Below are 25,157 nucleotides of genomic sequence, written 5' to 3'. Positions count from 1 at the left end.
AGTTGAAAACTCCTTGCATTTTAACCCCAGCAAAGAAAAAGCGCCCGAAGCACAAGGCCCCGGACGCTTTTTCACCCCTATCTACCTGAAGTTGCACTCACCGAAGCCGCGCTTCAGTGGAATTGCTCCTCTTCCGTGGAGCCGGTCAGTGCCTTGACGCTGGACGAGCCACCCTGGATCACCGTGGTCACGTCGTCGAAGTAGCCTGCGCCCACTTCCTGCTGGTGAGACACGAAGGTGTAGCCTTGTTCGCGGGCTGCGAATTCGGGCTCCTGCACCATGTTCACGTAGTGCTTCATGCCTTCGCCGTTGGCGTAGGCGTGGGCAAACTTGAAGGTGTTGAACCTTCCAGCAATACTGTAAGTAGCAGATTTTCAACGGGTTTTTCCATTTTTCGTGTCTGCTCTTCACACCCACCCAACAATGCCCCAAGCCGCCAAGGTGGCCCGTTGCCGGTTGAGCGACTGCTGCACCCTTGCCCTGCCGATAGTGGGGCAGCCCAGCTCCCACGCCCCTCCCAACCCCATACGATGGGCAGGTGATCGCGTCCGGGGTGCGCCACTTCTGCCTAAATTTTAGGCAGTTTTTTTAGACACTGGGTCTCCAACTTGTTTCCATCACTTTTGCCGCTGCATCCCATGATGCCCGCAGTCTAGTAACGCACAGGCTGCGCCACAACGCCATCGTGCGGCCTGCATCTGTGCAGGTTCTGCACAGATGCCCCCTCCTTTGAAAAATACCCAATCTCAGTGATAGCACAAACGGCACTGCATCGCTCTAATGGGCCGCGCCGATGCTTCAGGTTTTGAGGGCATCGCACCTCTCTTTGGAGCTGCGCAGGCAGATGCATCAGATGAGACACATGGGGAGCCAGGTGGGACAGACGGATTTCTTCACGCGACTAGGGCCGATGCGGCCGGCGCAGCAGTTGCGGCAGCTGCTGTGCTGCAGCCTGCTGTGTCTTTCACCGCTTGCGCAGGCTGCGCAGCTGCAGGTGGGAGCAGGCTCACGCGTGGACTTCGGAGATGCCACGGTGAGGCTGGGCTGCGCGGACCTGCATGTGAACGGATCGGCCGCAGCATCGGCATCGACATTGAACGGCATCGCCACTCTGAACATTGGAGCTGCAGGCGGGCTGCAGGCCGGAACGGCGCAGGTGGCGCTGTCCGGGGATTTTGTGCGCAGCGGCAGCTTCGATGCCGGGGGTTCCACCGTGTCCATCATGGACAGCTGCGCGCACAGCATATCGCGCGTGAGCGGTGGCACGGTGTTCAACCACCTGTCCGTGACCAGCGGCACGGGCAAGACCCTGGAGCTGGCGGCAGGCCAGAGCACGACGGTGCTGGGCCAGCTCACGCTGCAGGGCGCACAGGGCCGGTTGCTCAGGCTGCGCAGCTCGGCCGCAGGGACGGCGGCACAGCTGTCGGCCACGGCCCAGCAAAGCGTGCAGTTCGTAGATGTGGCCGACAACCGGGCCACGAGCGAGGTATTGGCCTTTGGCAAGCCGGACCAGTTCCAGTCCCAGGCCAGCGGCAATCTGTTCCGCTGGTTCCAGTTCGATGCGCAGGGACAGGACCAGGGCGGCGGCAGCGGCGGCAGCGGCGGCAGCGACATACGGCGCGTTCCTTCCCTTTCCATTGCGTGGACCGCCACGCTGGGAGCGCTGCTGGCACTGGCCGGCATGGCACGCATGGCGGCCCTGCGCCGCAAGCCACAGCGCAGCCCCCTACGCCGGTTCTAGCCCACACAACGGCGCCACAGCGCTGCAGAAAGATTTCCATGCATTGCATGCCATCCCAGGCCATCGCGGCGCTAATCCTGTTCATCGGGGGTTGCGCCAGCCCAGCGGCCTTTGCCCAGCCATCCGGACTGCTTGCCTCCGAGCAGGCACCCGCAGAGCACCCATACACAGCGCAGGCCGCACAACGGGCGGTGAACGAAACATCGCAGGAATCCAGCGTGCTGGCATCGGAGCAAGGCCTGGAGACCCTGGACAGCGAACGCGCCCGTGCTCGGGTCGAGGCCCGGAGCATGCCCCGGCTGATGCAGGCGCCCCAGCCACTGGCCTCAGACAGTCCCGCCGAAGCGACGGGGCAATGAACCCCCTACCCAGAAAAAGGAAGACCAACATGCCCTTGAACACCTCACGCACCACTCCACCGCTGGTGCTGGCCCTGGTTTGCGCAATGGCCTCGGCATTCGCTCCTGCACAGGCGGCCGATGTAGTGGTGCAGCCGTCCGCAGGCAGCTCCCTGATCGTCACCGACAGCGCGGGCGGCGCGCAGCGGCTGCGCGTGCAGGAGGACGGGCGCATCGCCCTGCCCGGCTGGCAGGGTTTGGCCCAGCAGACGGGGCCCATGTGCATCGACGTGACCCTGGGCTTTGTGGGGCCCTGCCCGGCGACCACGGGCTTTTCCCTGCCCTATTCCGCCACGGTCGGTTCGGTGGTGCCGCTGTTCGCCCTGAACCAGTCGGGCAGCGCCGGCGGCATCAGCGTGCAACTGCCAGCAGGCAATTCGGCCGCCGCCATCAGGGTCCAGCACACAGGCAACGGGGCCGGCATCCAGGTCGATACAGGATCAGGATTTTCCGTCCATGGCAGAACCGATGTCCGCACCTCGGCGGCCTTCGTGGGCGACAACTCCTCTGGAGAAGCCATTGTCGGACGGCAAAGCGGCACCGGCTGCAAAGATGTCCTGCCCGATAGGTGCAAGGGCATTGGCGCCGTCGTGGGGCGCCACGATGGCCCGGGCGGCTACGGCGTGCGTGGCTTCGTCACCAGCGCCGACGGAGCCATCGGCGTGCTGGGCCAGGTGGGAATCAATGGGGGCCAGGGGGTTGCAGGCCGCTTCGAGAACCAGAATGCGGCGAACACCTTCAACACCCTGGAGGTCTCGACCACGGGCAGCGGCGCTGCGGTGCATGTGACGGGCGGAGCCAACACGCAGGACCTGGCGGTGCTGACCTCGTCCGGCACCAAAGTGGCGCGCATAGACAAGACCGGCAGGGGCTTTTTCAACAACGGCACCCAGACCGGCGGCGCCGACATTGCCGAGGTGATCGACACCCAAGGCCCGCTGCCCCAGCCCGGCGACGTGGTGGAGATCGACCCCGACCACCCCCTGCACTACCGCCTGTCCAGCGGCGCGCAGAGCCCGCTGGTGGCCGGCGTGGTGACCACGCGGCCCGGCGTGCTGATGAATGCGGATGTGCAGGACGCCACGAACCTGCCCGCGCTGGCGCTGGCAGGCCGCGTGCCGGTGAAGGTGACGCTGGAGGGCGGCCCCATACAGGCCGGCGACCTCCTGGTGTCGGCCAGCATCCCGGGCCATGCGGCCAGGGCGCCGACCCCTCCGGTGCCGGGGACGGTGATCGGCAAGGCCATGCATGGACATGACCAGCCCCAAGGCCAGACCGGCGTGGTCGAGATGCTGGTGATGCTGCGCTAGTTCTGCAGTTGCTGCCAGACTTTGTCCAGCCGCTTGATGCTCACCGGGTACGGCGTGCGCAGCTCCTGGGCGAAGAAGCTCACGCGCAGCTCCTCCAGCATCCAGCTGTGCTCCTGCATGCGCGCATCGATGTGACCTTCACTACTGCCAGAGCGTGCAGGGCGCGCTCAATCTTAATGGACCTGCCCGCGACTGTATTGACCCAGTGAAAACCTGCTCAGGCGTTAACGTCGAGAGGAAGACGCCATGCCCACACAGTGACCTGTTGCCGGTTGATCAACTGTGGCACCGTTGCCCGCAGCCCAGTCGCCACACCTCTCCCAACCCCATGCGATGGGCAGGTGATCGCGTGCGGGGCGTGTCACTTCTGCCTAAATTTTAGGCAGTTTTTTAGACACTGGGTCTCCAACTTGTGTCCACCACTTTTGCAGCTGCATCCACAGCAGACATCAGCGTCTCGTCTGCCAAGTGGCTGTAGCGCGCCGTGGTCTTGATCTGGGAGTGGCCAAGAAGTTTGCTCACCACATAGATGGATTGCCCCGAGTTCACCAGGTTGCTCGCGAACGTGTGGCGCAGGTCATGCATCCGCAGGTCTGCGATCCCCGCCGCCTTGCGGACCTTGTCCCAGAGATAGAACAGGTTGCCAAACGGCCGCTTGGTATCCGGGTTGGGAATCACATAAGGGCATCCGCTCCAACGTGGCAGCCCCCGCAACACCTCCAGAGCCCTGTCAGAGATCGGAATGCATCGGGCTTTCCCGCTCTTGGAAAGAGGAATGCGCCAGTTGCGCCGCTCCAGATCAACGTCTTCCCAACGTGCATCCAGCAGCTCACGCTTGCGGCATCCGAGCAGCAGCAAAAGAGCAACGATGCTCTTCAACTGGGGAGAACCACGCTGGGACAGGGCCTCGTGCAGGCGCTGGGTTTCAGCCGCGCTGAGATACCGCTCCTTCGCGTTGTTCGGGTTGAACAGCACCACACCGTCGGCAGGGTTGGACTCACTTCCCGGGATGCCTTTCTTCCTCGCCAGATTGAACATGATCTTGAACAGGATGGGTATCTTGTTGGCATGAGCCAACGCATAGCCCTTCGTGCGCAGATCCTGGTGAGCCTCGGCCAGCATGTTGGTCGTGATTTCGTCCAGGTGCTTGGCTCCAAAACGCGGCAGGACATGGCACTTGATGAAGCTCAGCGTGGACTGAAAATTCCTCCGGTGCAGGTGGATGTGCGGCACATAGGTATCGCGGATGAACTCGGCCAAGGTCGGCACCGCACGCAAGGCTTGGCGCTCCTCCAGCGGATTGCCGCCCAGCTCCACCTCCGAGCGCAACCGCATGGCCTTCTGCCGGGCCTTGTCGTAGCTGACCGCAGCAGCGTCACCGATCTTGCATTGGCGCAGCTTGCCGTGGCTATCGTGATAGCGCAGGTAAAAGGTTTTGCCACCTGAAGGTCGAGCCTCCAGGATGAACCCTTTGAGTGCGTTGTCGTAATAGTCCACCTTGGATTTTCCGGGCGGGCAAACCGCTTCACGCACGAACTGCGCACTGAGTTTGACAATGGGCATACAGCCTCTCCTTTCATGAAGTTGATTGATAAAGATCCGCGCCCATGGAGATCGGCGCCTAAGCAATAGACGCACGAACGCCTCTCCACATGGGCGTGGCCATTAACAAGACAATGGGTTAATAAAGATGCGGAACAGTCCCGCAGAGACCATCACCGCAGGAATCGACGATGATCAAAATCATCGGCTTAGGAAAACTCACTTGAAAACTCCAGGAAACGGCCACCACTGGTTTCACAAGTGAGCCCACCACCTTTCACTGTGACGGCACCCCCGATCACTATTTCAGAACTCTGGAATCGGCGGCTTTCCTGCACGCAAAGGCTTCTCTTCTTCCGGGGGCAGCTCACTTGGCAACTCTGGCAGATACCGTGCAAAAGCATCAGCAAAATCACGCACCTCATAGCCCTTGGGCGTATAGTCCGCATTCATGCGCACAGTCTTGGTTTTTATTCCATAGGCACTCATGAATTTTGCCAGCTGACGCGCCGAAAGCGGTTTACCGCCATTGTAGGTGCCCCAGTCCATATCATCATCGTCATGGAGCTCTTGCAACAAATATGCCGACGGAATGTACTTTTCCGAATAGTCAGACAAGACCTCGCGAATATCCTCCAGCAATTGATTGGAAGATGCCTTAGGCGGCGCTGTTTCTTCACAGTTTTTCAGGGCTGCCTCACACGCTTTTTGATACCACTCTTCGCCAAGGCACTTTGCAATGGCCAGCAAGGGCTCCCAATTATCTTGCTGGCGATCACTGAGTTCCTGTGGCATCTCATCCCAGCCTTTCGCTAAGGCGTCCTTGTTATCTATAACAAATTTCAGAATACGAGAACGCAGGCCTTTAAAAACCTCTGGATCGGCAGAACGTAAGCGCTGAACATTGTCGCCCTTGGTCTTGCGCCTCATGGGAATCTGAATACCTCGACTCATTGTGGCGCTCGGCAAGTGCCGCTCAAGCATGATTCCGGCCATGACTTTAGGGCCATAAACCACATAGGCACGCTCGACAAGCTCTTTCCCCACGGCCTCTACCCGCAAGACAAATCCTCCTTTTTCGTAGCCCTTGTTCACTACCCCAGCAAATTCTGTTTTTCCCTCCATAAATGTGTCTGCTTCATCGATCAGTAGCGTGGGCATGAAATTAGTGATCAACCTAAAAAGTGCTGCCAAGGTAATATTGGCTGACTCCATTGGTCGAAACACAAATTTCTCCACCACCTTTAGCAGCTGAGTTTTCCCACATTCTTTCTCTGGAGCATTAATCAGCAACAGAGGGCAACGCTGAAAATCCCTATAGCACCATGTATTAATAGACCATAGCCCCACAATCAAGGCATCATGATCCGATATGATCACGTGATTTTTAATGGCACGCATAATTTCAGTCATCAGCATGCCGCAATCGATCGCACCCTCAAACGGCTCGACATTATTCGCGTCCAGGCTCTTTGAAATGATCGACGAAGTTGAACTCACAGGCTTAGTTTTCATGATCCATCCTTTGAAATTTTTCGGTTGCTTTGAAATTACGCGGTTGAGAAGATGGATTGGCCAATCCGTGGTTCGCTGAGTGCAGGCAGCGATCCAGGACTGAATTCTTCATAAAAACCGCATCCTCGCAACCCACGCCACTTAACCCTCCATGGCGCTCCCCTTAAAATTCATGCCAACTCTCGGATCACGGTAATCAAAGCACTAAGGATGGAGGCACAGCAAACAAGGAAATTAAAATATATAAGCCTTAACGTACTTCTGTATGGGATTGAATTTTCTCTAGAAATAGAGCGCCTTCAAGAAGCGAGTCGCAAAAATCTAAGGAATGGAGGCACACCAAACAAGGAAAACAAAATTCCTTGGCTTGGAAGCACTTCTAGCTGGGGATTTTTTTGAGCTTAGGAAAGAAGTACTTCTGCGAAGGAGCAAAGAAGGCAAGAAGCCAACCATCGCACTCCAAATGTACAAAATTTGAAACTCTTGTAACCAATGACAATAATTCTCTTGCTTACAACATCACTGCTTTTCAGGCAACATATTGGGCAGCACCCCCTCTGCCCCGCCCCGATACGCAACATCCGCAACGCCGCAACGTTGTTGCAGGGCATGGCCCGATGGGTGGCGCCGTGGCAGATGTGGCGGAGTCCGGGGAGGGCAGCCCCCGGGGGCCGGGGGGGCCGGGGGGCTGGGCAGCACCGCGTCGCCCCGGCTGGTGCCCAGGTTGCCCCCAGGCGAGCCCGGCAGGGGTCCGGGATCACCCCCCTCATGGAGCGGCCGTCGCGCGCCGCCCTGGCCCAACCCCCGCCCCCCAGGGCGCAGAGGCTGGAGCGGACTTCCTCCGGGAGCTTGGCTCAGGCTATTTCCGAAGGTAGCCCACCCACAGGGCAGCCCCCGCACCAACCAGAATCACGATCAGCAACAGGGGATACATAAAGGTCAGCGCAGCGGCAGCAGCTATGGACATGGGGCGTGTAGCGTTGAACCACATTCCCAGTACCAATACCGTAACCAAGGCGGCCTGTATGCCCGGGGTCAAGCCCCCTCCTTTGCCTTCCGGCGCGACTTCCCTGCCATGCTGGCGGCACTGCCCTCGTCCTTCGCCTTGGGCGGGTTGCGCGTGATCCCCTCCAGCGTGGCTCCGGGCACATGCTCATGGAGCCGCGTGTTCACCTCGCCCGGCCGGATGAGCCCAAGATCCCGTAGCGCAGCCAGCACGAAGCCGCCTGTGTTGATGGACTTGCCTGGATGCAGGCTATGGAAGCTCTTGGCGGTCAGCTCCTGCGCTCCCGAAACGATCGCCTCGATGGCCGAGGCTGGCGCCCAGTCCTTGCACCACACGCCGTTGCCGGTGCTATCGGCGATACGCAGGTACAGCGCGTTGTCGCCCTTGCCCTGGCCCACCGTGTAGGTGAGCGTGCTTCGGCCCGACACTGACAGGCACTTGCCGTTGTAGATGCTGTCGATCGATACGGGTTGCTGCCCGTTTTCTGTCGCTTCGAATTCACTCATAAAGTTCTCCTTAGTAGATCGATGCAATAGGCAGGTGGCCTATCAGATAAGGTGGCAAAACGCCCTCAGACAAAAAAAAGCCGCCTCGATGGGCGGCAGGTGGTGGGCGATGAAGGCAGGTCACTGTGATCTGGCCCTCACTTGGCTGGCGCAATAGGCCGTGAGCAGGGGATCAAGATCCGCATGTTTGGGCACGTAGATCACGACACCGAAGCCGTCATCACTGAGCACCAGGGTCAGTTCGAACCAATCCCGATGGCTTTCGGCGACATCGCAATGGCGGCCAAGAAGTGAAAAACCCAGTTCCGCATCAATAGTAGTCAATGCGTCACTGGGCTCCAGAACCAGGATTTTGATGAGACTGGACAGGTCATCCACCTCATATTCGGCCAACTCTTCAATACGCAGGCTGATCAGTTTATCCAGCTCGATGCACCGGACTTGACCGCAGGCTTCATGAATAGATAGGAAATCCGCATAAACGCGCATAAAACTCCTTTCTGTTAGAAAAATAAAGCCCGCCGAGGATCTCTCCAGGGCGGGCCAACAAGGAAACAACCAAACAGCTACTCTTATTCAGTCAATAAATACCCTTTAAATGGTTAGCACAAGAAACATGGCCATTAAATTTCACTTTGACTTGAGTGCAGAAAAAGTGACACCTCCGATTGACACCAGCAAAGGCACTCCGAGCATTACGGCAAACAAAGGCAGCAAACGTCCCGTTCCTATCAGAGAGACCCCCTCCGATATCAACCCCAGCGTTAACGCGTTGACACCTGTGCTGAACAAGGCGATCAAGTGCCAGGTCGCCATTCCCACCGCCAGCAACAATGTGCCTATCCAGACCCGCTTGAGCACGGTGTAGGTCGCCTGCGGAAGGAACGAGCACCAAGCCATAGCAGCAAGCAGCGCAGCCGCCACGCTCGTCTTGGGCCAGAGATACATGAGCAGCAGCACCCACACGCAAGCAGAGGACAGGATGGCCGTGGCCCAACGGGCGAAGTACTCACTCGCTGGCAACTGGTCAATGGCCTGCAGATAGGGCCCTGACAGCTTCTCCCCGAACAGCTTCAGCAGCAGACCGCCCAGGATCAAGGTCACGCTCAGGATGATGTTGACCAAGCGGTCATGCATCAAGCCGTTGTTTGTGATCCTTCTGCCGCCCATGCCATCAACAGCAACATCGCTGCCCAAGGCGAGGATGAGCATGACGATCCCCACAAGCATGATCGCGGTTGAAACCCTCTTCATTCGTTGCTCCCTTCTTTGGATTGAGCCAACTCGGCCCTGATCTCGGTTTCGTGGCGATTGCTTACCTTGGTGACGTAGTAGCACGTCCAAATCAGCATTCCCAGGCCAAACCACCACGCCATAAAGAAACCAAGGGCGGTGCCCAGCATGAGGAGGCCAAATGCCCAGTTTTCTCCTTTCGTGAATCGTTTTCCGGCAAGTGCGCTGATATGCGCATCTACCTTCTTCTTGGCCTCCTGGCTTACTCGCTCATCCAGCACGGGAGCTGTATCAGTTGATACTTGGTCCTTGGTGCCGTGCAGTTGGGCCTCGATCTCTTGAATCTTCTGCGCCGCCTCCTTCTCGGCAGACTCTTTGATCGCCCTCTCGCGCGCTTGCTCCTGTTGCCTCTTTTCAAGCAACTCCTGCCGCTTGAGCGCGTCCTGCGCCGCCTCTTCCTTCTGCAATTGCGCCCTTCTCTCGGCAATTTTTTGGTTCAGATCCAATTTATTCCTCGCTCAGTAGACTGCTCAAAGCCGCTCCTGCGGCAACCATGCCCGCTGCCCCAACGGCAGCTCCACGCCCCTTGCGCTTGGCTGCGTCTTCAGCACGAATCACTTCGTCAATGCACCTCGCGGCTCTTGCGGCACGCTCGGATTCCGGCACTCTCCTTTCAAAAGTAATCATCAAGGTTTCTCTGTCTGCAACGACGAGATGTCTTTGCATGACCTTTTCCATAAAAACCAGGCGCCATCCTTCCGACGCCATGGCATTTATATAGGCCTCTAGGACTTCAGTTTCTATTCTCCCTTCTCCTAGTAATAGCGAGCTGATCGCCCCATCTGCCACGTCAATGACCTTGTATTCGTAATCCATATAATCCTCCAAGTTGAAATAAATATATACACGGACAAATTTTTTCGCCACCTCAATTAGTTTATTGAAACCCATTAATAATCAATCAACCACCTTTTAATGATGTAACGTTTTTCGTGACGACAGAATATCACAGTGTAACGAAACTCGCTACATGAATTCCGTCTCTCTCGAGCCTTCCAATGTCGTAGGACGCCGTATGCGTGCCCAGCGTGAAGCCCTTCAGTGGTCCCAGGAAAAAGTGGGAGTACTGATCGGCATTGATGAGTCCTCAAGCCGTGCGCGCATCAGTAGGTATGAGCTGGGGACACACGAACCCCCTGTGAAAACCGCTCGACAGATCGCCGAAGTACTAAACGTCCCCTTGGCCTATCTTTATTGCGAGGATGATGAGATCGCCGAACTTCTTTTGGTGCTGTTCAAGCTCAGTTATCCACTTCGCCATCAGATCGTTGCTTCATGGATAAATCAAGCAAATGAAATATAGCGCTGTTGCGTGCGATCTGCATATGCATCAATGGACCGCAATTTATGTCCGATACCATTTTTCAATTTATTCACAATTGGCTAAATAAATTAATCAAGAAAACTCAAAACCCCCTACGTTCAACATAATAATTTTGAAAACTTTAATTCACCAAAACCCCAATTAAATAAGAAAACCAACCGGGTTAACACTCATAAGCAAGAGCGCACTCCGGCGTCACCGCACAGACTGCAAGGAAGTGACTCGGCAAACATCTAACTGGTGGCGAAGCTACCCTGGCCGATTCGTACTCCAGGCCAGCGCACCAGCCCTAGCGCTATCGAAGAGTCCACGCTGATGCTCTTCAGCATCGAATTGCGCCACCGTCGGATGCTGTAGTCGCGGATTGCCAGCTATGGGAGGCCCCCCCCCACTGCCGACAGTATTCTGATTAGTACTGGCTTGTCTCACCCCAGCGACGTACAGCCCACTGAGTCGGTGATTTGCATGAGCATGAGGCACTTGGTGACATACTGCACATTGACACCTAGAAGCTCGGCCGCGTCATCAGACTCATCGAGTAACGGGCAACCCGCGCGACTTGGTCGAGGTATAGTCTGAAGACCTTTTTATGTGACTATCGAAGATGGTATGCGAATCACCTTCACTGCTATGCATCCCGACAAGAAGAGTCATGATTCTTTCGTACTCCCTCAGAACACAGTGGCGTAGGAGATGCCTGTCAAACGAGGGGATCACTTGAGACTCGCTTGCCGATGTATGCTGCATGGCGAATTGCCATCGTACTTGCGAAGTCTTTAAGCCAAATAATGCACAAGACTTCCTAGAACCATATCGCTGAAATAGGAAATAATGGGATAGAAATTCCGGAACTTAGATATTTTTTCTGTTAATTTTCAGCATCGGTCACCGCATCACCAAATCTTGGGAGAGAGACTTTGAAAACAGCTTTGTTTGTTGATTTCGATAATGTATATTCCGGCCTACGGCGTATCAGTACACTGGGGGCGGATCGATTAGCCCGTCAGCCTGCAAAGTGGCTGCAGTGGCTCACTGACAACCTTCCGACGACAGTGTCGGAGTCAGAAGCGATTAGAAATCGTAGAGTACTGGTGCGCCGCTGCTACTTGAACCCGGTTATGTTCAATCAGTTTCGACGTCCTTTTCACGAGGCGGGATTTGAAATCGTCGACTGCCCACCTACAACTGCTTCTGGAAAAACCAGTACAGACATACACTTGGTGCTAGACACTATCGACGCTTTACAGGATGCTACACACTTCGATGAGTTCGTCGTTTTCTCCGCCGACGCCGACTTTTCACCATTATTGCGTCGTTTGCGAAGACATGACCGGCGCACCATCATTTTTGCAGCGGGTGCCATGTCAGAGTCCTACAAAGCTGCTGCAGATGCCGTGATAGATATCTCGACTTTCATTCGGGAAGCCCTTCAGCTAATCGAGGACGAAATAGACATAGAAACCGATCAAGTTGTTGGCAACAGCATGCCATCCTTACGCATGGTTGAACTCCGAAAGAAAGCTGAGGGATCAATACGTCGCCTGGTCCTTGACGCAGCAGATCCGGTCCCGCTACCAAGGCTAGCACAACAGTTACAACGCGAAATTCCTGGACTGAAGGAATCTATGTGGGCAGAAGCCGGCTCTTTTAGCAATTTGATACGTCAGCTGTCTCCCGCAGGCGTCCAATTCGACTTTAAGGATGAAATGGCATTCGATATAGTTAGGAAAGAGCAAGCCAATTTCAGACAACCAAGCTCTGCATTAATAACATCGACCCCTGCAGAAAAAAATAGAGCACCCAACAACTCGCTCTCAGCTGAAATGCAGGAATTATTACCCATATCAAGTGATCAAATCGATGAAGCTGCAGTCCGTATGATCCGTCAATGGATAGGGGCAGCCACGCGTCCCATGCTATTCTCGACTCTTGGAACCGAGCTCAGGAAGGCGCTTCCGCAACTAGCGGATGGATGGAACGGTGCTCCAACGCTGGCTGCATATCTTCAACGGCTTCCCCTAGAGCCACTAATGCGGGGATCGCTGGAAGATGGTTCAACATTCGTTCTCTACGACCCAGAGCAACATCAAGCACCGGCCGGGGTTGTCGGGGACTCAATGGTTTCAGCGATGCTCCGAGCAGCAGAACTGCCAGTTATCCGCGCACAGGACTTCGTACGCATACTGCATCAAGCACGTGTGCATATGGGCCAACAAGAACCTTTTGAGATTGCTGCAGTCAGTCGGAAAGTTTCAGAGTCGCTTGGTGCCGAAAACCGACATATTCCGATCAAACGCATTACAGCCACCCTTCAAGCCTTAATATTTGGAGGCCTTGACACCACTCAGGCATTTTCTTCTCCGCAAGCATTAGTTACTGCAGCAATGGGCGTGATCTTGGCATCTTGGTCGCGTGAAACCCAAGTCCAAACAGACAATGAGGCAAGGAATCGTCTTATTTCATGGCTTACCAGAACCAGCCCTTCTACCGCTAACGAAAAATGAAATAGCACTCCTGATTCACAGCTCTGCCCTGTCGCTTATCTGTGAATCGCTCATCCACAAAGTGAGAAACATACCGCCGGCCACAAAGAAGTTGGCACCTTGGTTGGAGCAACTCAATTCCCTACGATCAGCCAAAACGTGGTTGCCGTGGCGTAGGCGCCCAATATGTTTAGGAAAACCTGAGCTATCACGGCATGATGGCATGGGTGGGGCAGTATATTTTATTCGGTAGGAACTTTAGAAGTATTCATGGTCTGTTTACGCCAACCGTCGACTGCAATCGAGAGGTCAGCAACCGCCTCGCCCGAAGCCCAGCGTTCCCAGAATTCCACAGTGCCACTGTTTGGTCGATGCTCCGGCATTGAAACCCGGATCCGAGTAGGCAGCAGACTAGCATCCCCAACCACCAATGCTTCACCAGTGTCAAGCACCGGTAGGAGGTCGCCGAATCCCGCCAAGCTGTCTGGGAGCAGCCTACGCACCACTGACTGGTCGTCGCCATTAGTGAGACGCATAGCAACCAAGTTGTTGCACTGACTCAGGACGGTACGGTTGACCTCGGAGGGTCGCTGGCTGATTACGACCAATCCGACGCCATACTTGCGGCCTTCCTTAGCAATCCTCTCGAATATCTCAACAGATATCTCTCCAGCTCCACCGGACTGTTGCCGCTCAGGAATATAGAGATGCGCCTCATCGCAGAAGATCGCTATTGGGTGGCGCATACAGGCTTCGGTCCACTGCTGCACAGAAAAGGCGAGCTTCGCAACCAGACTTACCATCAAAGGCAAAACATCTGATGGCACTTCGGAAAAGTCGATGATCTTCACACCACCTCCGCCATCCTTCTGGTTAATCGAACCAGCCAACAGTGCCTTGACCAAACGCTCAAGCCAGTCAAACATGTGCGTTTCAGTAGTGCCTTGGAACAGGAAGCCAAGTCGCCGGTCCGTGCGTTTATTCTCCAACCGCTGAATCATCCGGCTCAGCTTTCCATTGAATTCACCAGCCTTCTCTGAACCGGCGCGTGCGCCCGGTACCATTTCATCGTTGAGCTTGCCCAGTTCGTCTATAACACAATTGAGATCAAATGGAATCGGACTATCAATCGTGAAGTTATCGAGCACGTCTTTGCGGCCGTGCGCCTCAAGATAGGCCTGCTTGGCTGCCAGGATGGCACGGGACATCACCATCGCCTGGTTCGGCGCGTTCTGATCGGTGCGCTCGACAAACATTGATGTCATGGCTTCGTAGCCGAGCAGCCAGTAAGGCAAAAATATTACGCCGTTGTCAAGTGATGCCTTACCGTCCAGATCAGCAGGGCCTGCGACGCGAAAATGCTGGAACCCTTTCGCGTTCAATGGCGCATATTCGCCATGAATATCGAAAACGACCGCATTGGCGTTTGGCAGTGCTGCTACCTGTTCAAGGATCCTGGCTGTAGTCCAGGACTTGCCAGATCCCGTGCTGCCAACGACGACTGCATGGCGTTGAAAGAATTTATTGCCGTTCAAAAATGCATCGGCACTCGCATCAAGAGTGTAGTGCCCGAGCGTGAGTTTCTGCCCATCTCCCGAAATATTGGCGATGACGCGCATGAAAGCTGTCAGCCGCTCACCCTCAAGCGCAAAGCAGTTGGCATCAATCTCCGGAACTGTTTCCAACGTGCGCAGGAAGACGTTGCTGCGATTCCCAACCTTGTCTATCAGCGTGCCGATGAGTGCGATCCGCACAACATTGAGTTCCGCCACTTGGTCGCCATCCGTTGTCTCCTCCGTGTCCACCGAGCTTCCAATGCCGTCGACCGCTGTACGCGTAATCTTCTGAATGATACCGATCAGGTACTGACCAGCACGGCTGCTTTGCAGCACTGCCAAACGGTTTACCTGCAGCTTGCGTAGCCGCTCAACATCATCCACCGCTATCACCACGGTAGCTGTATCCACAGAGCGGACCCGCCCCAAAGATTCGTTGTCTTTATAATCGAGGATACTCATATGCATTTATCCAATAACAAGAGGAAGAAGTCGATCGAGACGCCAGAAGGATTCACCAGCAAGCTCTAGGCCATCCGGCGCTTCGTGGCTGAACATCCGGGTGCCCGCCGGTGACTCCTCGAGTGCAACGTAGCGGCTGCAGCGTCCGCTTTTAAGGAACTTGTGGGCCGTGGGGCTGATTTCCTTAGTGATAAGAACCAACGGAACCTCAGGACGCGTGCAGCGCTCCATCATCAGAGGCTGTAAGTGATCGTCATTGAAACCGTAGCCAATGCATAGAAATGCGCTGGCACGGGCGACTGCATCGTCGGCGCTGTGCATAGCACTACGGAATGGCTCTTCATGGGTTCTGCGGTATTTCTCGGTGCCTGGCGTGACGATGACTGGAGTAAAGTCTCTCGGAACCGTTCCAATGGGGGGTAACGCAACGACCGATCCGTCCATTCCGCTGAACCAGCCCAGCGAGCCATGCACCTTCCAGACATTGACCGTACGCGCTGGTCTACGCGCTGTGTGGATCCGCGGAACATCGACAGCGCGCGAGCCGAACATGCCAAAGGTGAAACCGGTGTAAGCACAGTAGCCGGCGGCCTCCGCAGCATACTCTGCAAGGCGGTCATAGTTGGGGGTCACAACCTGGATTTCCATGGCAGTACTGCGCAAGAGGTGCTGGAACAGTTGGCTAAGCGGCAACAACCGCCGGTTAGCGAGCACCTGCTCGAAAATCTGGAAGTCTGCTGCGTTGAGAAATTTCCAAGTGGTGTGTACTATATGCTTGAGCACCTGAGGTGTCACATTGACATCGGTCAAAGCGGACTCAAGATCCATCTTCTGAACTTTGTCGAGGAATCCGGTCCATCCTATGAGATGCGGGTCAAACTGGCAGTCCGCAGGCAGAATCGAAGCTGCTAGGTGACTGCCTAGGGGGCCCATACCTGGAATGCCATGCGCTGCAGACGCACCGCTACCCAGCACGATGACAGGTAGCTTGCTGATGCAGTCTTGGATATGTGACTGCATCGCATTCATTGCATTCAATGACTCCACTTCCTCACCTCTTTTCTCAACGTATTGATACGATACATGATTTCACTGACTGTGTCATCCTGTCGAAATCAGAATCAACCAGTCTTCGGCCCCACCAGAGCCTCCGCCGGAGGAAGCCCTGTCAGCAACTTCAGGCATAAAACAACCCTGTAGAAAATTCACTGAATGACGGTCGATTAGCACATCTGCACAACAACCACCACCCCCCGAATCCCCTAGCTAGACCCTAGGTCGATTACCACGCAATGCTACCCAACGCTCTTTAATTCCAATTGAATCAAGAATTGAAGAGCTTCCAGACAACTCTCAATATTCAAAATTCCATGCACGAAATCATTTGCCCTCACTGTAAAAAAGCATTCAAGATCGATGAAGCTGGTTACGCTGATATTCAGAAGCAGGTTCGCGACAGCGAGTTTGACAAGCAAAGAGAAGAGCTAGAGAAGCAGTTGCATGAGCGCCTACAATTTGCGGAGCAAGAAAAGTGCAACGCCGTCGCACTGGAAAAAGCCAGAATGGAAAGTGAATTGATGAGCAGCGCCGCCAACAAGGATGCCGAAATCCAAGATCTCAAAAGCCAGCTGGATGCCGCGGCTATGGCCAGCCAACTGGCAGTGGCTCAAGCCCAGAGCGGGTTGGAAAAAGAGCGTGATGCACTGATCAACCAATTAGCCCAAGCACAGAGCGAGCAGCAAAGCGCCGAACAACTGGCTGCTACACGGCTGCAGGCCGAGTTGGAGAAGACTGCTGCGGCCAAAGATGCGGAAATCCAAAAACTCAAGTCTCAGTTGGACGGTGAAGCTGTGGCACGCCAGTTGGCAGTGAGCACCGCTGTCAGCGATGCACAGAAACAGCGCGACGAACTGGCGCAGCAACTGCGCCAAACCCTGCTCGAGCAAAAAGCCCAGGCCGAGCTGGCGCAAGCCCGACTGGAAAGCGAGTTGCAAAAAGCCGCTACGAGCAAAGAGCTTGCGTTGCAAACACTTAAATCTCAACTGGATGCGACGTCGGTTAGCCACCAATTGGCGATTACCGAGGCCGTGGGCAAGGTGCAGCAAGAGCGCGACACTTTTAAAAATGATCTAGATCGCGCTGCGCTGGAAAAGGAGCTGGCCGAAAAATCGCTCAAGGACAAGTACGAAACCCAACTCAAGGACCGAGACGAGGCCATTGAGCGCCTGCGCGACATGAAGGCCAGGCTGTCGACCAAGATGGTGGGCGAGACGCTGGAGCAGCACTGCGACATCGAGTTCAACCGAATCCGCGCCAGCGCTTTCCCGCGCGCGTATTTCGAGAAGGACAACGACGCCAGCAGCGGCAGCAAGGGCGACTTCATCTTCCGCGAGAGCGACGATGCCCAGACCGAGATCGTCTCCATCATGTTCGAGATGAAGAACGAGAACGACCAGACGACCACCAAGAAGAGGAACGAAGACTTCTTCAAGGAGCTGGACAAGGACCGCACGGAAAAAGGCTGCGAGTACGCGGTGCTGGTCTCGCTGCTGGAGCCCGAGAACGAGCTCTACAACAGCGGCATCGTCGATGTCTCGCACCGCTATCCCAAGATGTATGTGGTGCGGCCGCAGTTCTTCATCCCCATGATTACGCTACTGCGCAATGCGGCCATGAACTCGCTGCACTACAAGTCTGAGCTGGCCCTGGTGAAAGCGCAGAACCTGGACATCACACGCTTCGAGAGCCAGTTGGACGATTTCAAGACTGCGTTCGGCCGCAACTGGCGCCTGGCCTCCGATGGTTTCGAGGAAGCCGTCAAGCGCATCGACGAAGCCATCAAGGACCTGGAAAAGACCAAGGAGGCGCTCCACAAGTCGGCCAACAACCTGCGCTTGGCCAATGACAAGGCCGAGGACCTCACCGTCAAGAAGCTTACACGCGGCAACCCGACCATGGCAGCCAAGTTTGCCGAGCTGAAGAACGAAGGTTCCACCGCGCCAAATTGACGTGGCAGTAAGCCCACCTGCTGCCGTTCATGTGTAAGGCTCTGAATGAATCAAGCAAGCCTGAAGTCGATGGCTGCTGGCGGGGTTGCGGCTGCGTTCGGGCAAGTGCAGTATTCGGGAGCGTTCCCACAGGCTACGGCTTCACCCAGCAAAGAAAAAGCGCCCGAAGCACAAGGCTCCGGACGCTTTCTCACCCCTATCTACCTGAAGTTGCACTCAACGAAGCCGCGCTTCAGTGGAATTGCTCCTCTTCCGTGGAGCCGGTCAGTGCCTTGACGCTGGACGAGCCACCCTGGATCACCGTGGTCACGTCGTCGAAGTAGCCTGCGCCCACTTCCTGCTGGTGAGACACGAAGGTGTAGCCTTGTTCGCGGGCTGCGAATTCGGGCTCCTGCACCATGTTCACGTAGTGCTTCATGCCTTCGCCGTTGGCGTAGGCGTGGGCAAACTTGAAGGTGTTGAACCAGTTGATGTGAATGCCGGCCAGCGTGATGAATTGGAACTTGTAGCCCAACGCAGACAGCTCTTCCTGGAAGGAGGCAATCTGGCTGTCGTTGAGGTTCTTCTTCCAGTTGAACGACGGCGAGCAGTTGTAGCTCAGCAGCTTGCCTGGGCAGGCACCATGCACGGCCTGGGCGAACTCGCGGGCAAAGCCGATGTCAGGCACGCCGGTTTCGCACCACACCAGGTCTGCATAGGGTGCGTAGGCCACGCCGCGGCTGATGGATTGCTCCATGCCGTTCCTGACCCGGTAGAAGCCTTCCTGCGTGCGCTCGCCGGTCAGGAACGGCTTGTCGTTGGCGTCATGGTCGGAGGTGATCAGGTTGGCGGCTTCAGCATCGGTACGGGCCAGCACGATGGTGGGCACGCCCATCACGTCGGCGGCAAAGCGCGCGGAGATCAGCTTCTCGACGGCTTCCTGGGTAGGCACCAGCACCTTGCCACCCATGTGGCCGCACTTCTTCACGGCGGCCAACTGGTCCTCGAAGTGCACGCCTGCCGCGCCAGCGGCAATCATGTTCTTCATCAGCTCGAACGCGTTGAGCACGCCGCCGAAGCCGGCTTCGGCATCCGCCACGATGGGCAGGAAGTAGTCGATGAATTCCTTGTCGCCGGGGTTGATGCCACGGCTCCACTGGATTTCGTCGGCGCGCTTGAAGGTGTTGTTGATGCGGCGCACCATGGTGGGCACCGAGTCATAGGCGTACAGCGACTGGTCGGGGTACATGGTTTCGCTGGTGTTGCCGTCGGCAGCCACCTGCCAGCCCGACAGGTACACCGCTTCCAGGCCGGCCTTGGCCTGCTGCATGGCCTGGCCCGCAGAGATGGCGCCAAAGGCATTCACGTAGCCTTTCTTGGCACCGCCGTTGATCCTGTCCCAGAGCAGTTCCGCGCCGCGCTGGGCCAGAGTGTATTCAGGCTGCAGGCTGCCGCGAAGACGCACCACGTCAGCGGCGCTGTAGCCACGCTTGACACCCTTCCAACGGGGGTTCTGCGCCCAGTCTTTCTCAAGGGCGGAAATCTGTTGTTCGCGGCTCAGTTGCTGGGTCAGGGATTGGGGCATGTTGCTCTCCTGGGAGGTTGTTGAAACAAGCGGCTTTCTTGCGTCGGCCTTGGGATCAAATTTAAGTCTTATAGAAGACCCGATCAACATCTTGTGTCTTATACAAGACTAAATTTTTCTTCATAAAAATCAACAGCTTATTTTCATATTTTTCAATATGAAATTGCATTTCTCGTATTGAGAAAAAATGGCGCAACGCAGCAATCCAATTTTTCACAATGCAAAAAGAAGATTCCATGCAGTGAAAAATTGCCACAGCATGGCAAGCATTCGCGACACAGGTATGTCACGGGTGCCTGCCGTGCTCGCAGGTACCATCGCGCGTTCAGGCAGCGCCACCGCCGCCCCAAACTCCACAAGCCGTGAACACCTCCCATCGCAGATCTGCCTATGCCTGCCTGGCGCTGAGCATGTCCCTGGTCGGCAGCTATGTCGCCCTATCCAAGCCCTTGGCCGCCATTTTTCCGGTGCTGTTGCTGGCCTGGCTGCGCTTTGGCATAGGAGCCATCGCCATGCTGCGATGGCTGCGCAAGCCGGCTGACGAGGCTCCCTTGCCGCGCCGCACACAAGGACTGCTGTTCCTGGAGTCGCTGTTCGGCAACTTCCTCTTCACCATCTGCATGGTTACCGGCGTCAGCCTGACCAGCGCCGTCACGGCAGGCGTGACCATGGCCGCCATTCCGGCCGCCGTGGCCTTGATGAGCTGGCTGTTCCTGCGCGAGCGCGTGGCCGCGCGCACCTGGCTGGCCATTGCACTGGCTGTGACCGGCATAGGCTTGTATGCACTGTCGCGCCCCGACGCGGGCACCGCGGCAGCCTCTTCGACCTCGTCGCAGGCATGGCTGGGGCAGATGCTGCTCGTCGGCGCCGTGCTTTGCGAGGCGTTTTACGCCGTGATCGGCAAGCGCCTGACCACATCCCTGGGGCCCAAACGCATCACATCCATCGTCAACCTCTGGGGATTTGCGCTGTCAACTCCCTTCGGGCTGTATCTGGCCTGGCACTTCGACTTCGGCAGCGTGCAATGGAGCATCTGGGGACTGCTGCTGTTCTACGCCCTGGCTGCCTGCGTGTGGACCGTATGGCTGTGGATGACGGGCCTGCGCAGCGTGCCAGCCTCGCAGGCGGGCACTTTCACGGTTTTGCTGCCGATCAGCGCCGCCTTGGTCGGCATGTGCGTGCTGGGCGAACGGGTCACATCCATGCAGGCACTGGCCTTCGCGATCGCCCTGCTGGGCATTTTTGTGGCTACCTGGCCCGCCCGAAAACTCTCTTCGGAACCTTCTTCCACAAGCGAGGCCCGCCTCCTCTGAGAGCGCTGACTCCGACGGCCCTCCAGCCATGGCGGCCCCCGAAAGGGAGCAGGAATGCAAAAACTCTTCAAAAAACAGCGCCACAGCAACAAATCGAGGCAAAAATTTGACGGGTGAGCTTGGAAGACCGTTTTTTTCCCATTAGCATCAGCCTGCCAGTGGATAGCGACGGTTTTTCGCTGGTAAAGAATCCACTCCATACTAGGAACAAGCAACATGGCAACTGCAAAGAAGGCAACGGCTGCTCCGGCAGCTCCCGCAAAGAAGCGCACTCCCAACGCCGCCTTCATGAAACCCCTCACCCCCAGCCCCGCTCTGGCTGCCGTGGTGGGTTCCACCCCCCTGCCCCGCACCGAGATCATCAGCAAGCTGTGGGTCTACATCAAGGCCAACAAGCTGCAAGACGCTGCCAACAAGCGCATGATCAACGCTGATGCCAAGCTCAAGGAAGTGTTCGGCAAGCCCCAAGTCTCGATGTTCGAGATGGCTGGCCTGATCGGCAAGCACGTCAAGTAATCCCCGGGCCTGCCCCACGGATGAAAGCCGGCCCATGGGCCGGCTTTTCTTTTTTCCGGATGTCTGCCACCGGCAATGCGCCATCGCCCCCCTCCAATGCCATGAGCCAAGTGCCCGCACTGCAAGCCGTTCCCGACGGCATCATCAATCTGGCCGACCACGAGATCCAGGCGCGGCAGCGGTTGGACGACAACGCCTGGGCCTACTTCTCGGGCGGCGCGGCCGATGAGCACAGCCTTGCCGCCAACCGCAGCGCCTGGGATGCGCTCACGTTGTGGCCACGCGTACTCAGGCCTCTTGCAGGGGGAAACACACGGCTGCAACTGCTGGGGCGAGAGCTGGCCTGCCCCCTGCTGGTCGCCCCCATGGCCTTCCAGCAAATGGCGCATGCCGACGCAGAGCTTGCAACAGCCTATGCGGCTGCGGCGCTGGGCGCGGGCATGGTGCTCAGCACCCAGGCCAGCCTGCCGCTGGAGACTGTGGCGAAGGCCGCACAGCTCACGCCGACCCGCGGGCCGCTATGGTTCCAGCTGTACCTGCAGCACGACCGGGGCTTTACCAGGCAATTGATCGAACGGGCCGAGGCGGCAGGCTACGAAGCGCTGGTGCTGACGGTGGACGCCCCCGCCAGCGGCGTACGGGACCGTGAACGCCGCGCGCGCTTTAGCCTTCCCGCCGGCATTTCTGCCGTCAATCTGCAGGGCCTGGCTCCATCTCCGGCCGTCCGGCTCACACCGGACCAGAGCGCACTGTTCGACGGCCTGCTGCAGCATGCGCCCACCTGGGATGACGTCGCCTGGCTGCAGCAGCAGACACGCCTGCCAGTGCTGCTCAAGGGGGTGCTGCATCCGGCTGACGCGCTGCAGGCGGCGAGATCGGGCGTGGCAGGCATCATTGTTTCCAACCACGGGGGACGCACGCTGGATACCGTTCCCGCAACGGCCACCGCACTGGCGCGCGTCACCAAGGCCTTGCACAACTCGGGCCATGCGCTCCCTGTGCTCGCCGACGGCGGCATACGGCGAGGCACCGATGTGCTCAAGGCCATCGCTCTCGGTGCAACGGCTGTGCTGATAGGCCGCCCGATAATCTGGGGTCTGGCCAATGCAGGTGCCGCTGGCGTGGCCCACGTACTGAGGCTGCTGCGCGACGAACTGGAGGTCGCCATGGCCCTGACAGGCTGTGCAACCCTCGCGCAGGCCACTGTGGAGCTACTGGATACCGAGTAAAGCGCAAGGCCATACAGCCCTACAGACAACCAAGAATTGCAAATGCGATGAATTCTCATTTATAATTTTTCATCTCATCAATAGCCAGCCATTACTGCCTGTAGCCATGATCGTCTGTGTATGTCGCCGGGTTTCCGACCGTGAGATCGCACGCCACGCTCACGCTGGCATGAGCTTTGACGAAATCCAATTCGAATTGGGTATCGCCATGCAGTGCGGCCGGTGCGAGAGTTGTGCCCGGGATGTGGTGGCGCAATGCTGCGCAACCCAGCCCGTGGCGGCCATACACAACGAGATCGCGGCCCAGACCGTCCAGCTTGCCAACAATATCCTGGAGAGCAAAGCATGGTCCTCCTCTCAGCACTTGTCGGCAGCCTGATCCTCGTCGTTACATGCACCTGGTGGATCCTGCGCAGCTGATACTCCGTCTTCCGAGCGACAGCACCCGGCACCTATCCGCTGTCAGCTCCTTCTGTCTCTATGTCCCAGTCTGATCGTTTTGGCCCCCCCGGGGGCCTTGGCCGTAACGTGGCCATCGCGGGTTCGGTCGTGGTCTTGCATGCAGCAACCCTCTGGGCGATGCAGCATGGCCTGCTCCAGCGCGCCCCCGAAGAGGTCATCGTGCCAGCCCAGGTGATCGCGGAATTCATTTCGCCACCCGCTCCCGAGCCCGAGGCCCCCAAGCCACCTCCGCCGCCACCGCCCCCCCCCAAGCCACAGCCGGTCGTGAAGAAGGCGCCGCCTCTGCCCAAGGCCATTGCCGATCCCAAGCCGGCACCTGCGGCGCCGCGAGGCACGCTGGAAGACGAGCCCAAGCCCGTGGCGGAGGCACCGCCGGCCCCCCCGGCACCGCCCGCCCCACCTGCCCCGCCCGCGCCTCCTGCCCCTCCGGCACCGCCCAAGATCGAGCTGCCATCCAACAATGCAGCCTACCTGAACAACCCGGCGCCCAACTACCCTGCCATCAGCCGGCGCATGGGCGAGCAGGGAACCGTGATGCTGCGCATCTTCGTGGATGCGCAAGGCTTGCCTCAGAAGATCGAGGTCAGCAAATCCAGCGGCTACGACCGTCTGGACCAGCAGGCCGTGGACGGCGTCAAGAACTGGAAGTTCGTCCCCGGCAAGAGCAACGGCACGCCAACCCCCATGTGGGTTACGGTCCCGGTCAAATTCACCCTCAATTGATTCTCAGGAGTATCCATGGATTCCCAATTCGGCATTGCCCACGTCTGGACGCAGGGAGACTTCGTCACCCGTGCCGTCGCCGTCATCCTGCTGGCCATGTCGGTGGCCTCTTGGCTGGTGATGATCATCAAGGCCCTGGACATCGTGAAGTTCAAGAAGTACGCCCGCAACGCCCAGGACTTCTGGCACAGCCCCGACCTGGCCAGCGGCCTGGAAAAGCTCGGCAATGACCGGTCCAACCCCTTCCGCTACCTGGTGCTCGAAGGCCGCGAAGCCACTGCCCACCACCGCAAGACCAGCGCCCACCTGCACGACACGCTTGACATCAGCGACTGGGTGACCCGCTGCATGCGCAACGGCATCAGCGAGTTCACGGCCCGCCTGCAATCGGGCCTGGCGATTCTGGCCTCCGTGGGCTCGACAGCTCCCTTCATCGGCCTGTTCGGCACCGTCTGGGGCATCTACCACGCACTGGTCGCCATCGGCCTGTCGGGCCAGTCCTCCATCGACAAGGTGGCAGGCCCCATCGGCGAGGCGCTGATCATGACGGCCCTGGGTCTGGCCGTGGCCATTCCGGCCGTGCTCGGCTACAACGCCGTGGTGCGCGGCAACAAGTCCATTCTCAACGCACTCAACAGCTTTGCCCACGACATGCACGCCTACTTCGTGACCGGCGCCCGCGTGTCCATCGACGGCAAGGAAGCCGGCAATGTGCTGCCGCTGAAGAAAGGCGCGTAAGCCATGGCATTCGGAACAATGGATGATGACGGCGAAGAGGTGATGAACGAGATCAACATGACGCCGCTGGTCGACGTCATGCTGGTGCTCCTGATCATCTTCATCATCACCGTGCCGGTGATGAAGCATTCGGTGAACGTGGACCTGCCCCGCGCCACCAACCAGCCCGAAGACGTCAAGCCCGCCACTGTGCGCCTGGCCGTGTCCGCTGATGGCCAGTACCACTGGAATGGCGTGGCCGTGAGCGATACGCAGTTCGAGGAAAACCTCAAGGCCGAGGCAGCCAAGGAGCCGCAACCCGACCTGCACATCCAGGGCGACAAGGAAGTGCGCTACGAGCGTGTTGCCCAGGCCATGGCCGCCGCCCAGCGTGCCGGCGTGCGCAAGATCGGCTTTGTGACGGACCCCGTCAAGTAGGCCGCGAGAGCGGCATTCGTTGCCTGGCGCTCAGCGACAACGGCCCTTCGG

Annotated in this window: 23 protein-coding genes and 2 pseudogenes; 13 read left to right on the top strand and 12 right to left on the bottom strand. The window is 57.6% G+C overall.

The features are described from left to right. Window positions 1–113: 113 nt before the first annotated feature. Window positions 114–344, bottom strand: a pseudogene (locus DTS01S_RS11220) (isocitrate lyase); the annotation flags it as partial. 500 nt (window positions 345–844) lie between these two features. Here DTS01S_RS11220 and DTS01S_RS11215 point away from each other — a divergent pair. From DTS01S_RS11215 to DTS01S_RS11205, 3 genes are all read left to right on the top strand, one after another. Beyond that, window positions 845–1,741 carry a hypothetical protein gene (locus DTS01S_RS11215; protein WP_143343394.1) on the top strand — a complete coding sequence of 299 codons (897 nt, stop codon included), beginning with the start codon at window positions 845–847 and terminating at the stop codon, window positions 1,739–1,741. A 191-nt stretch (window positions 1,742–1,932) separates the two neighbouring features. Then, window positions 1,933–2,100, top strand: a complete 168-nt coding sequence (locus DTS01S_RS30370) for a hypothetical protein (RefSeq protein WP_156493767.1) — start codon at window positions 1,933–1,935, stop codon at window positions 2,098–2,100. 29 nt (window positions 2,101–2,129) lie between these two features. Continuing rightward, window positions 2,130–3,449 (top strand): hypothetical protein, encoded by a 1,320-nt coding sequence (locus tag DTS01S_RS11205; protein WP_061287729.1) that lies wholly within the window; start codon window positions 2,130–2,132, stop codon window positions 3,447–3,449. Here the strand turns inward: DTS01S_RS11205 and DTS01S_RS29555 are convergent. From DTS01S_RS29555 to DTS01S_RS11165, 8 genes and pseudogenes are all read right to left on the bottom strand, one after another. Further along, window positions 3,446–3,589 (bottom strand): annotated as a pseudogene (locus DTS01S_RS29555) (DUF3418 domain-containing protein); the annotation flags it as partial. The gene DTS01S_RS11205 and the pseudogene DTS01S_RS29555 overlap by 4 nt on opposite strands. Window positions 3,590–3,839: 250 nt before the next feature. Further along, entirely contained in the window at window positions 3,840–5,012 is a 1,173-nt protein-coding gene (locus DTS01S_RS11200; RefSeq protein ID WP_061287728.1) for a site-specific integrase, read from the bottom strand. A gap of 285 nt (window positions 5,013–5,297) precedes the next feature. Then, on the bottom strand, window positions 5,298–6,506 hold the full coding sequence (locus DTS01S_RS11195) for a DUF3631 domain-containing protein (RefSeq protein ID WP_082774897.1): 1,209 nt from the start codon (window positions 6,504–6,506) through the stop codon (window positions 5,298–5,300). 1,035 nt (window positions 6,507–7,541) lie between these two features. Further along, on the bottom strand, window positions 7,542–8,018 hold the full coding sequence (locus DTS01S_RS11185) for a hypothetical protein (RefSeq protein ID WP_061287725.1): 477 nt from the start codon (window positions 8,016–8,018) through the stop codon (window positions 7,542–7,544). A gap of 120 nt (window positions 8,019–8,138) precedes the next feature. Beyond that, on the bottom strand, window positions 8,139–8,507 hold the full coding sequence (locus DTS01S_RS11180) for a hypothetical protein (protein WP_061287724.1): 369 nt from the start codon (window positions 8,505–8,507) through the stop codon (window positions 8,139–8,141). 141 nt (window positions 8,508–8,648) lie between these two features. After that, window positions 8,649–9,272, bottom strand: coding sequence for a hypothetical protein (locus tag DTS01S_RS11175; RefSeq protein ID WP_061287723.1), 624 nt, complete (start codon window positions 9,270–9,272; stop codon window positions 8,649–8,651). Next, on the bottom strand, window positions 9,269–9,757 hold the full coding sequence (locus tag DTS01S_RS11170) for a hypothetical protein (RefSeq protein WP_061287722.1): 489 nt from the start codon (window positions 9,755–9,757) through the stop codon (window positions 9,269–9,271). The genes DTS01S_RS11175 and DTS01S_RS11170 overlap by 4 nt, the downstream gene beginning before the upstream one ends. A gap of 1 nt (window position 9,758) precedes the next feature. Beyond that, window positions 9,759–10,202 carry a DUF4177 domain-containing protein gene (locus tag DTS01S_RS11165; protein ID WP_223275331.1) on the bottom strand — a complete coding sequence of 148 codons (444 nt, stop codon included), beginning with the start codon at window positions 10,200–10,202 and terminating at the stop codon, window positions 9,759–9,761. 79 nt (window positions 10,203–10,281) lie between these two features. Between DTS01S_RS11165 and DTS01S_RS29550 the strand changes: the two genes are divergently transcribed. Both DTS01S_RS29550 and DTS01S_RS29545 read left to right on the top strand, forming a co-directional pair. Next, window positions 10,282–10,614, top strand: coding sequence for a helix-turn-helix domain-containing protein (locus DTS01S_RS29550; protein WP_074931555.1), 333 nt, complete (start codon window positions 10,282–10,284; stop codon window positions 10,612–10,614). Window positions 10,615–11,552: 938 nt separating this feature from the next. Beyond that, window positions 11,553–13,139 (top strand): NYN domain-containing protein, encoded by a 1,587-nt coding sequence (locus tag DTS01S_RS29545; RefSeq protein WP_074931552.1) that lies wholly within the window; start codon window positions 11,553–11,555, stop codon window positions 13,137–13,139. A 221-nt stretch (window positions 13,140–13,360) separates the two neighbouring features. Here the strand turns inward: DTS01S_RS29545 and DTS01S_RS11160 are convergent, their stop codons facing one another. Together DTS01S_RS11160 and DTS01S_RS11155 are read right to left on the bottom strand one after the other, a co-directional pair. Then, on the bottom strand, window positions 13,361–15,136 hold the full coding sequence (locus DTS01S_RS11160) for an ATP-binding protein (protein WP_061287752.1): 1,776 nt from the start codon (window positions 15,134–15,136) through the stop codon (window positions 13,361–13,363). Between the two features lie 6 nt (window positions 15,137–15,142). Then, window positions 15,143–16,165, bottom strand: a complete 1,023-nt coding sequence (locus DTS01S_RS11155; RefSeq protein WP_217649254.1) for an SIR2 family protein — start codon at window positions 16,163–16,165, stop codon at window positions 15,143–15,145. Between the two features lie 614 nt (window positions 16,166–16,779). On the opposite strand from DTS01S_RS11155, the gene DTS01S_RS11150 reads away from it, so the two are divergent. Next, window positions 16,780–18,144 (top strand): DUF2130 domain-containing protein, encoded by a 1,365-nt coding sequence (locus tag DTS01S_RS11150; RefSeq protein WP_061287750.1) that lies wholly within the window; start codon window positions 16,780–16,782, stop codon window positions 18,142–18,144. A 232-nt stretch (window positions 18,145–18,376) separates the two neighbouring features. Here DTS01S_RS11150 and aceA read toward each other — a convergent pair whose 3' ends face one another. Then, complete coding sequence (aceA, locus tag DTS01S_RS11145; protein ID WP_016448318.1) at window positions 18,377–19,708, bottom strand: isocitrate lyase; 1,332 nt, start codon at window positions 19,706–19,708, stop codon at window positions 18,377–18,379. A gap of 362 nt (window positions 19,709–20,070) precedes the next feature. Here aceA and DTS01S_RS11140 point away from each other — a divergent pair, with 362 nt between their 5' ends. The 7 genes from DTS01S_RS11140 to DTS01S_RS11110 all read left to right on the top strand — a co-directional run bounded on the left by DTS01S_RS11140 (window position 20,071) and on the right by DTS01S_RS11110 (window position 25,106). Further along, the gene (locus DTS01S_RS11140; protein WP_026062532.1) at window positions 20,071–21,021 is read left to right on the top strand and encodes a DMT family transporter; all 951 of its coding nucleotides are present in this window, start codon (window positions 20,071–20,073) and stop codon (window positions 21,019–21,021) included. 216 nt (window positions 21,022–21,237) lie between these two features. After that, complete coding sequence (locus DTS01S_RS11135) at window positions 21,238–21,537, top strand: SWIB/MDM2 domain-containing protein (protein WP_012206418.1); 300 nt, start codon at window positions 21,238–21,240, stop codon at window positions 21,535–21,537. 101 nt (window positions 21,538–21,638) lie between these two features. Beyond that, window positions 21,639–22,766, top strand: a complete 1,128-nt coding sequence (locus DTS01S_RS11130) for an alpha-hydroxy acid oxidase (RefSeq protein ID WP_026062531.1) — start codon at window positions 21,639–21,641, stop codon at window positions 22,764–22,766. Window positions 22,767–22,872: 106 nt separating this feature from the next. Beyond that, a complete protein-coding gene (locus DTS01S_RS11125; protein ID WP_016448321.1) occupies window positions 22,873–23,145 on the top strand; it encodes a (2Fe-2S)-binding protein in 273 nt (90 codons plus the stop codon). A 101-nt stretch (window positions 23,146–23,246) separates the two neighbouring features. Next, window positions 23,247–23,951, top strand: a complete 705-nt coding sequence (locus DTS01S_RS11120; protein WP_061287720.1) for an energy transducer TonB — start codon at window positions 23,247–23,249, stop codon at window positions 23,949–23,951. Window positions 23,952–23,966: 15 nt separating this feature from the next. Further along, on the top strand, window positions 23,967–24,689 hold the full coding sequence (locus DTS01S_RS11115; protein ID WP_016448323.1) for a MotA/TolQ/ExbB proton channel family protein: 723 nt from the start codon (window positions 23,967–23,969) through the stop codon (window positions 24,687–24,689). 3 nt (window positions 24,690–24,692) lie between these two features. Then, window positions 24,693–25,106 (top strand): ExbD/TolR family protein, encoded by a 414-nt coding sequence (locus DTS01S_RS11110; protein ID WP_016448324.1) that lies wholly within the window; start codon window positions 24,693–24,695, stop codon window positions 25,104–25,106. The last annotated feature ends 51 nt before the right edge of the window (window positions 25,107–25,157 follow it).

Source organism: Delftia tsuruhatensis NBRC 16741 (assembly GCF_001571325.1).
Taxonomy (GTDB): domain Bacteria; phylum Pseudomonadota; class Gammaproteobacteria; order Burkholderiales; family Burkholderiaceae_C; genus Comamonas; species Comamonas tsuruhatensis.
This window is presented reverse-complemented; position numbering and strand designations above follow the sequence as displayed.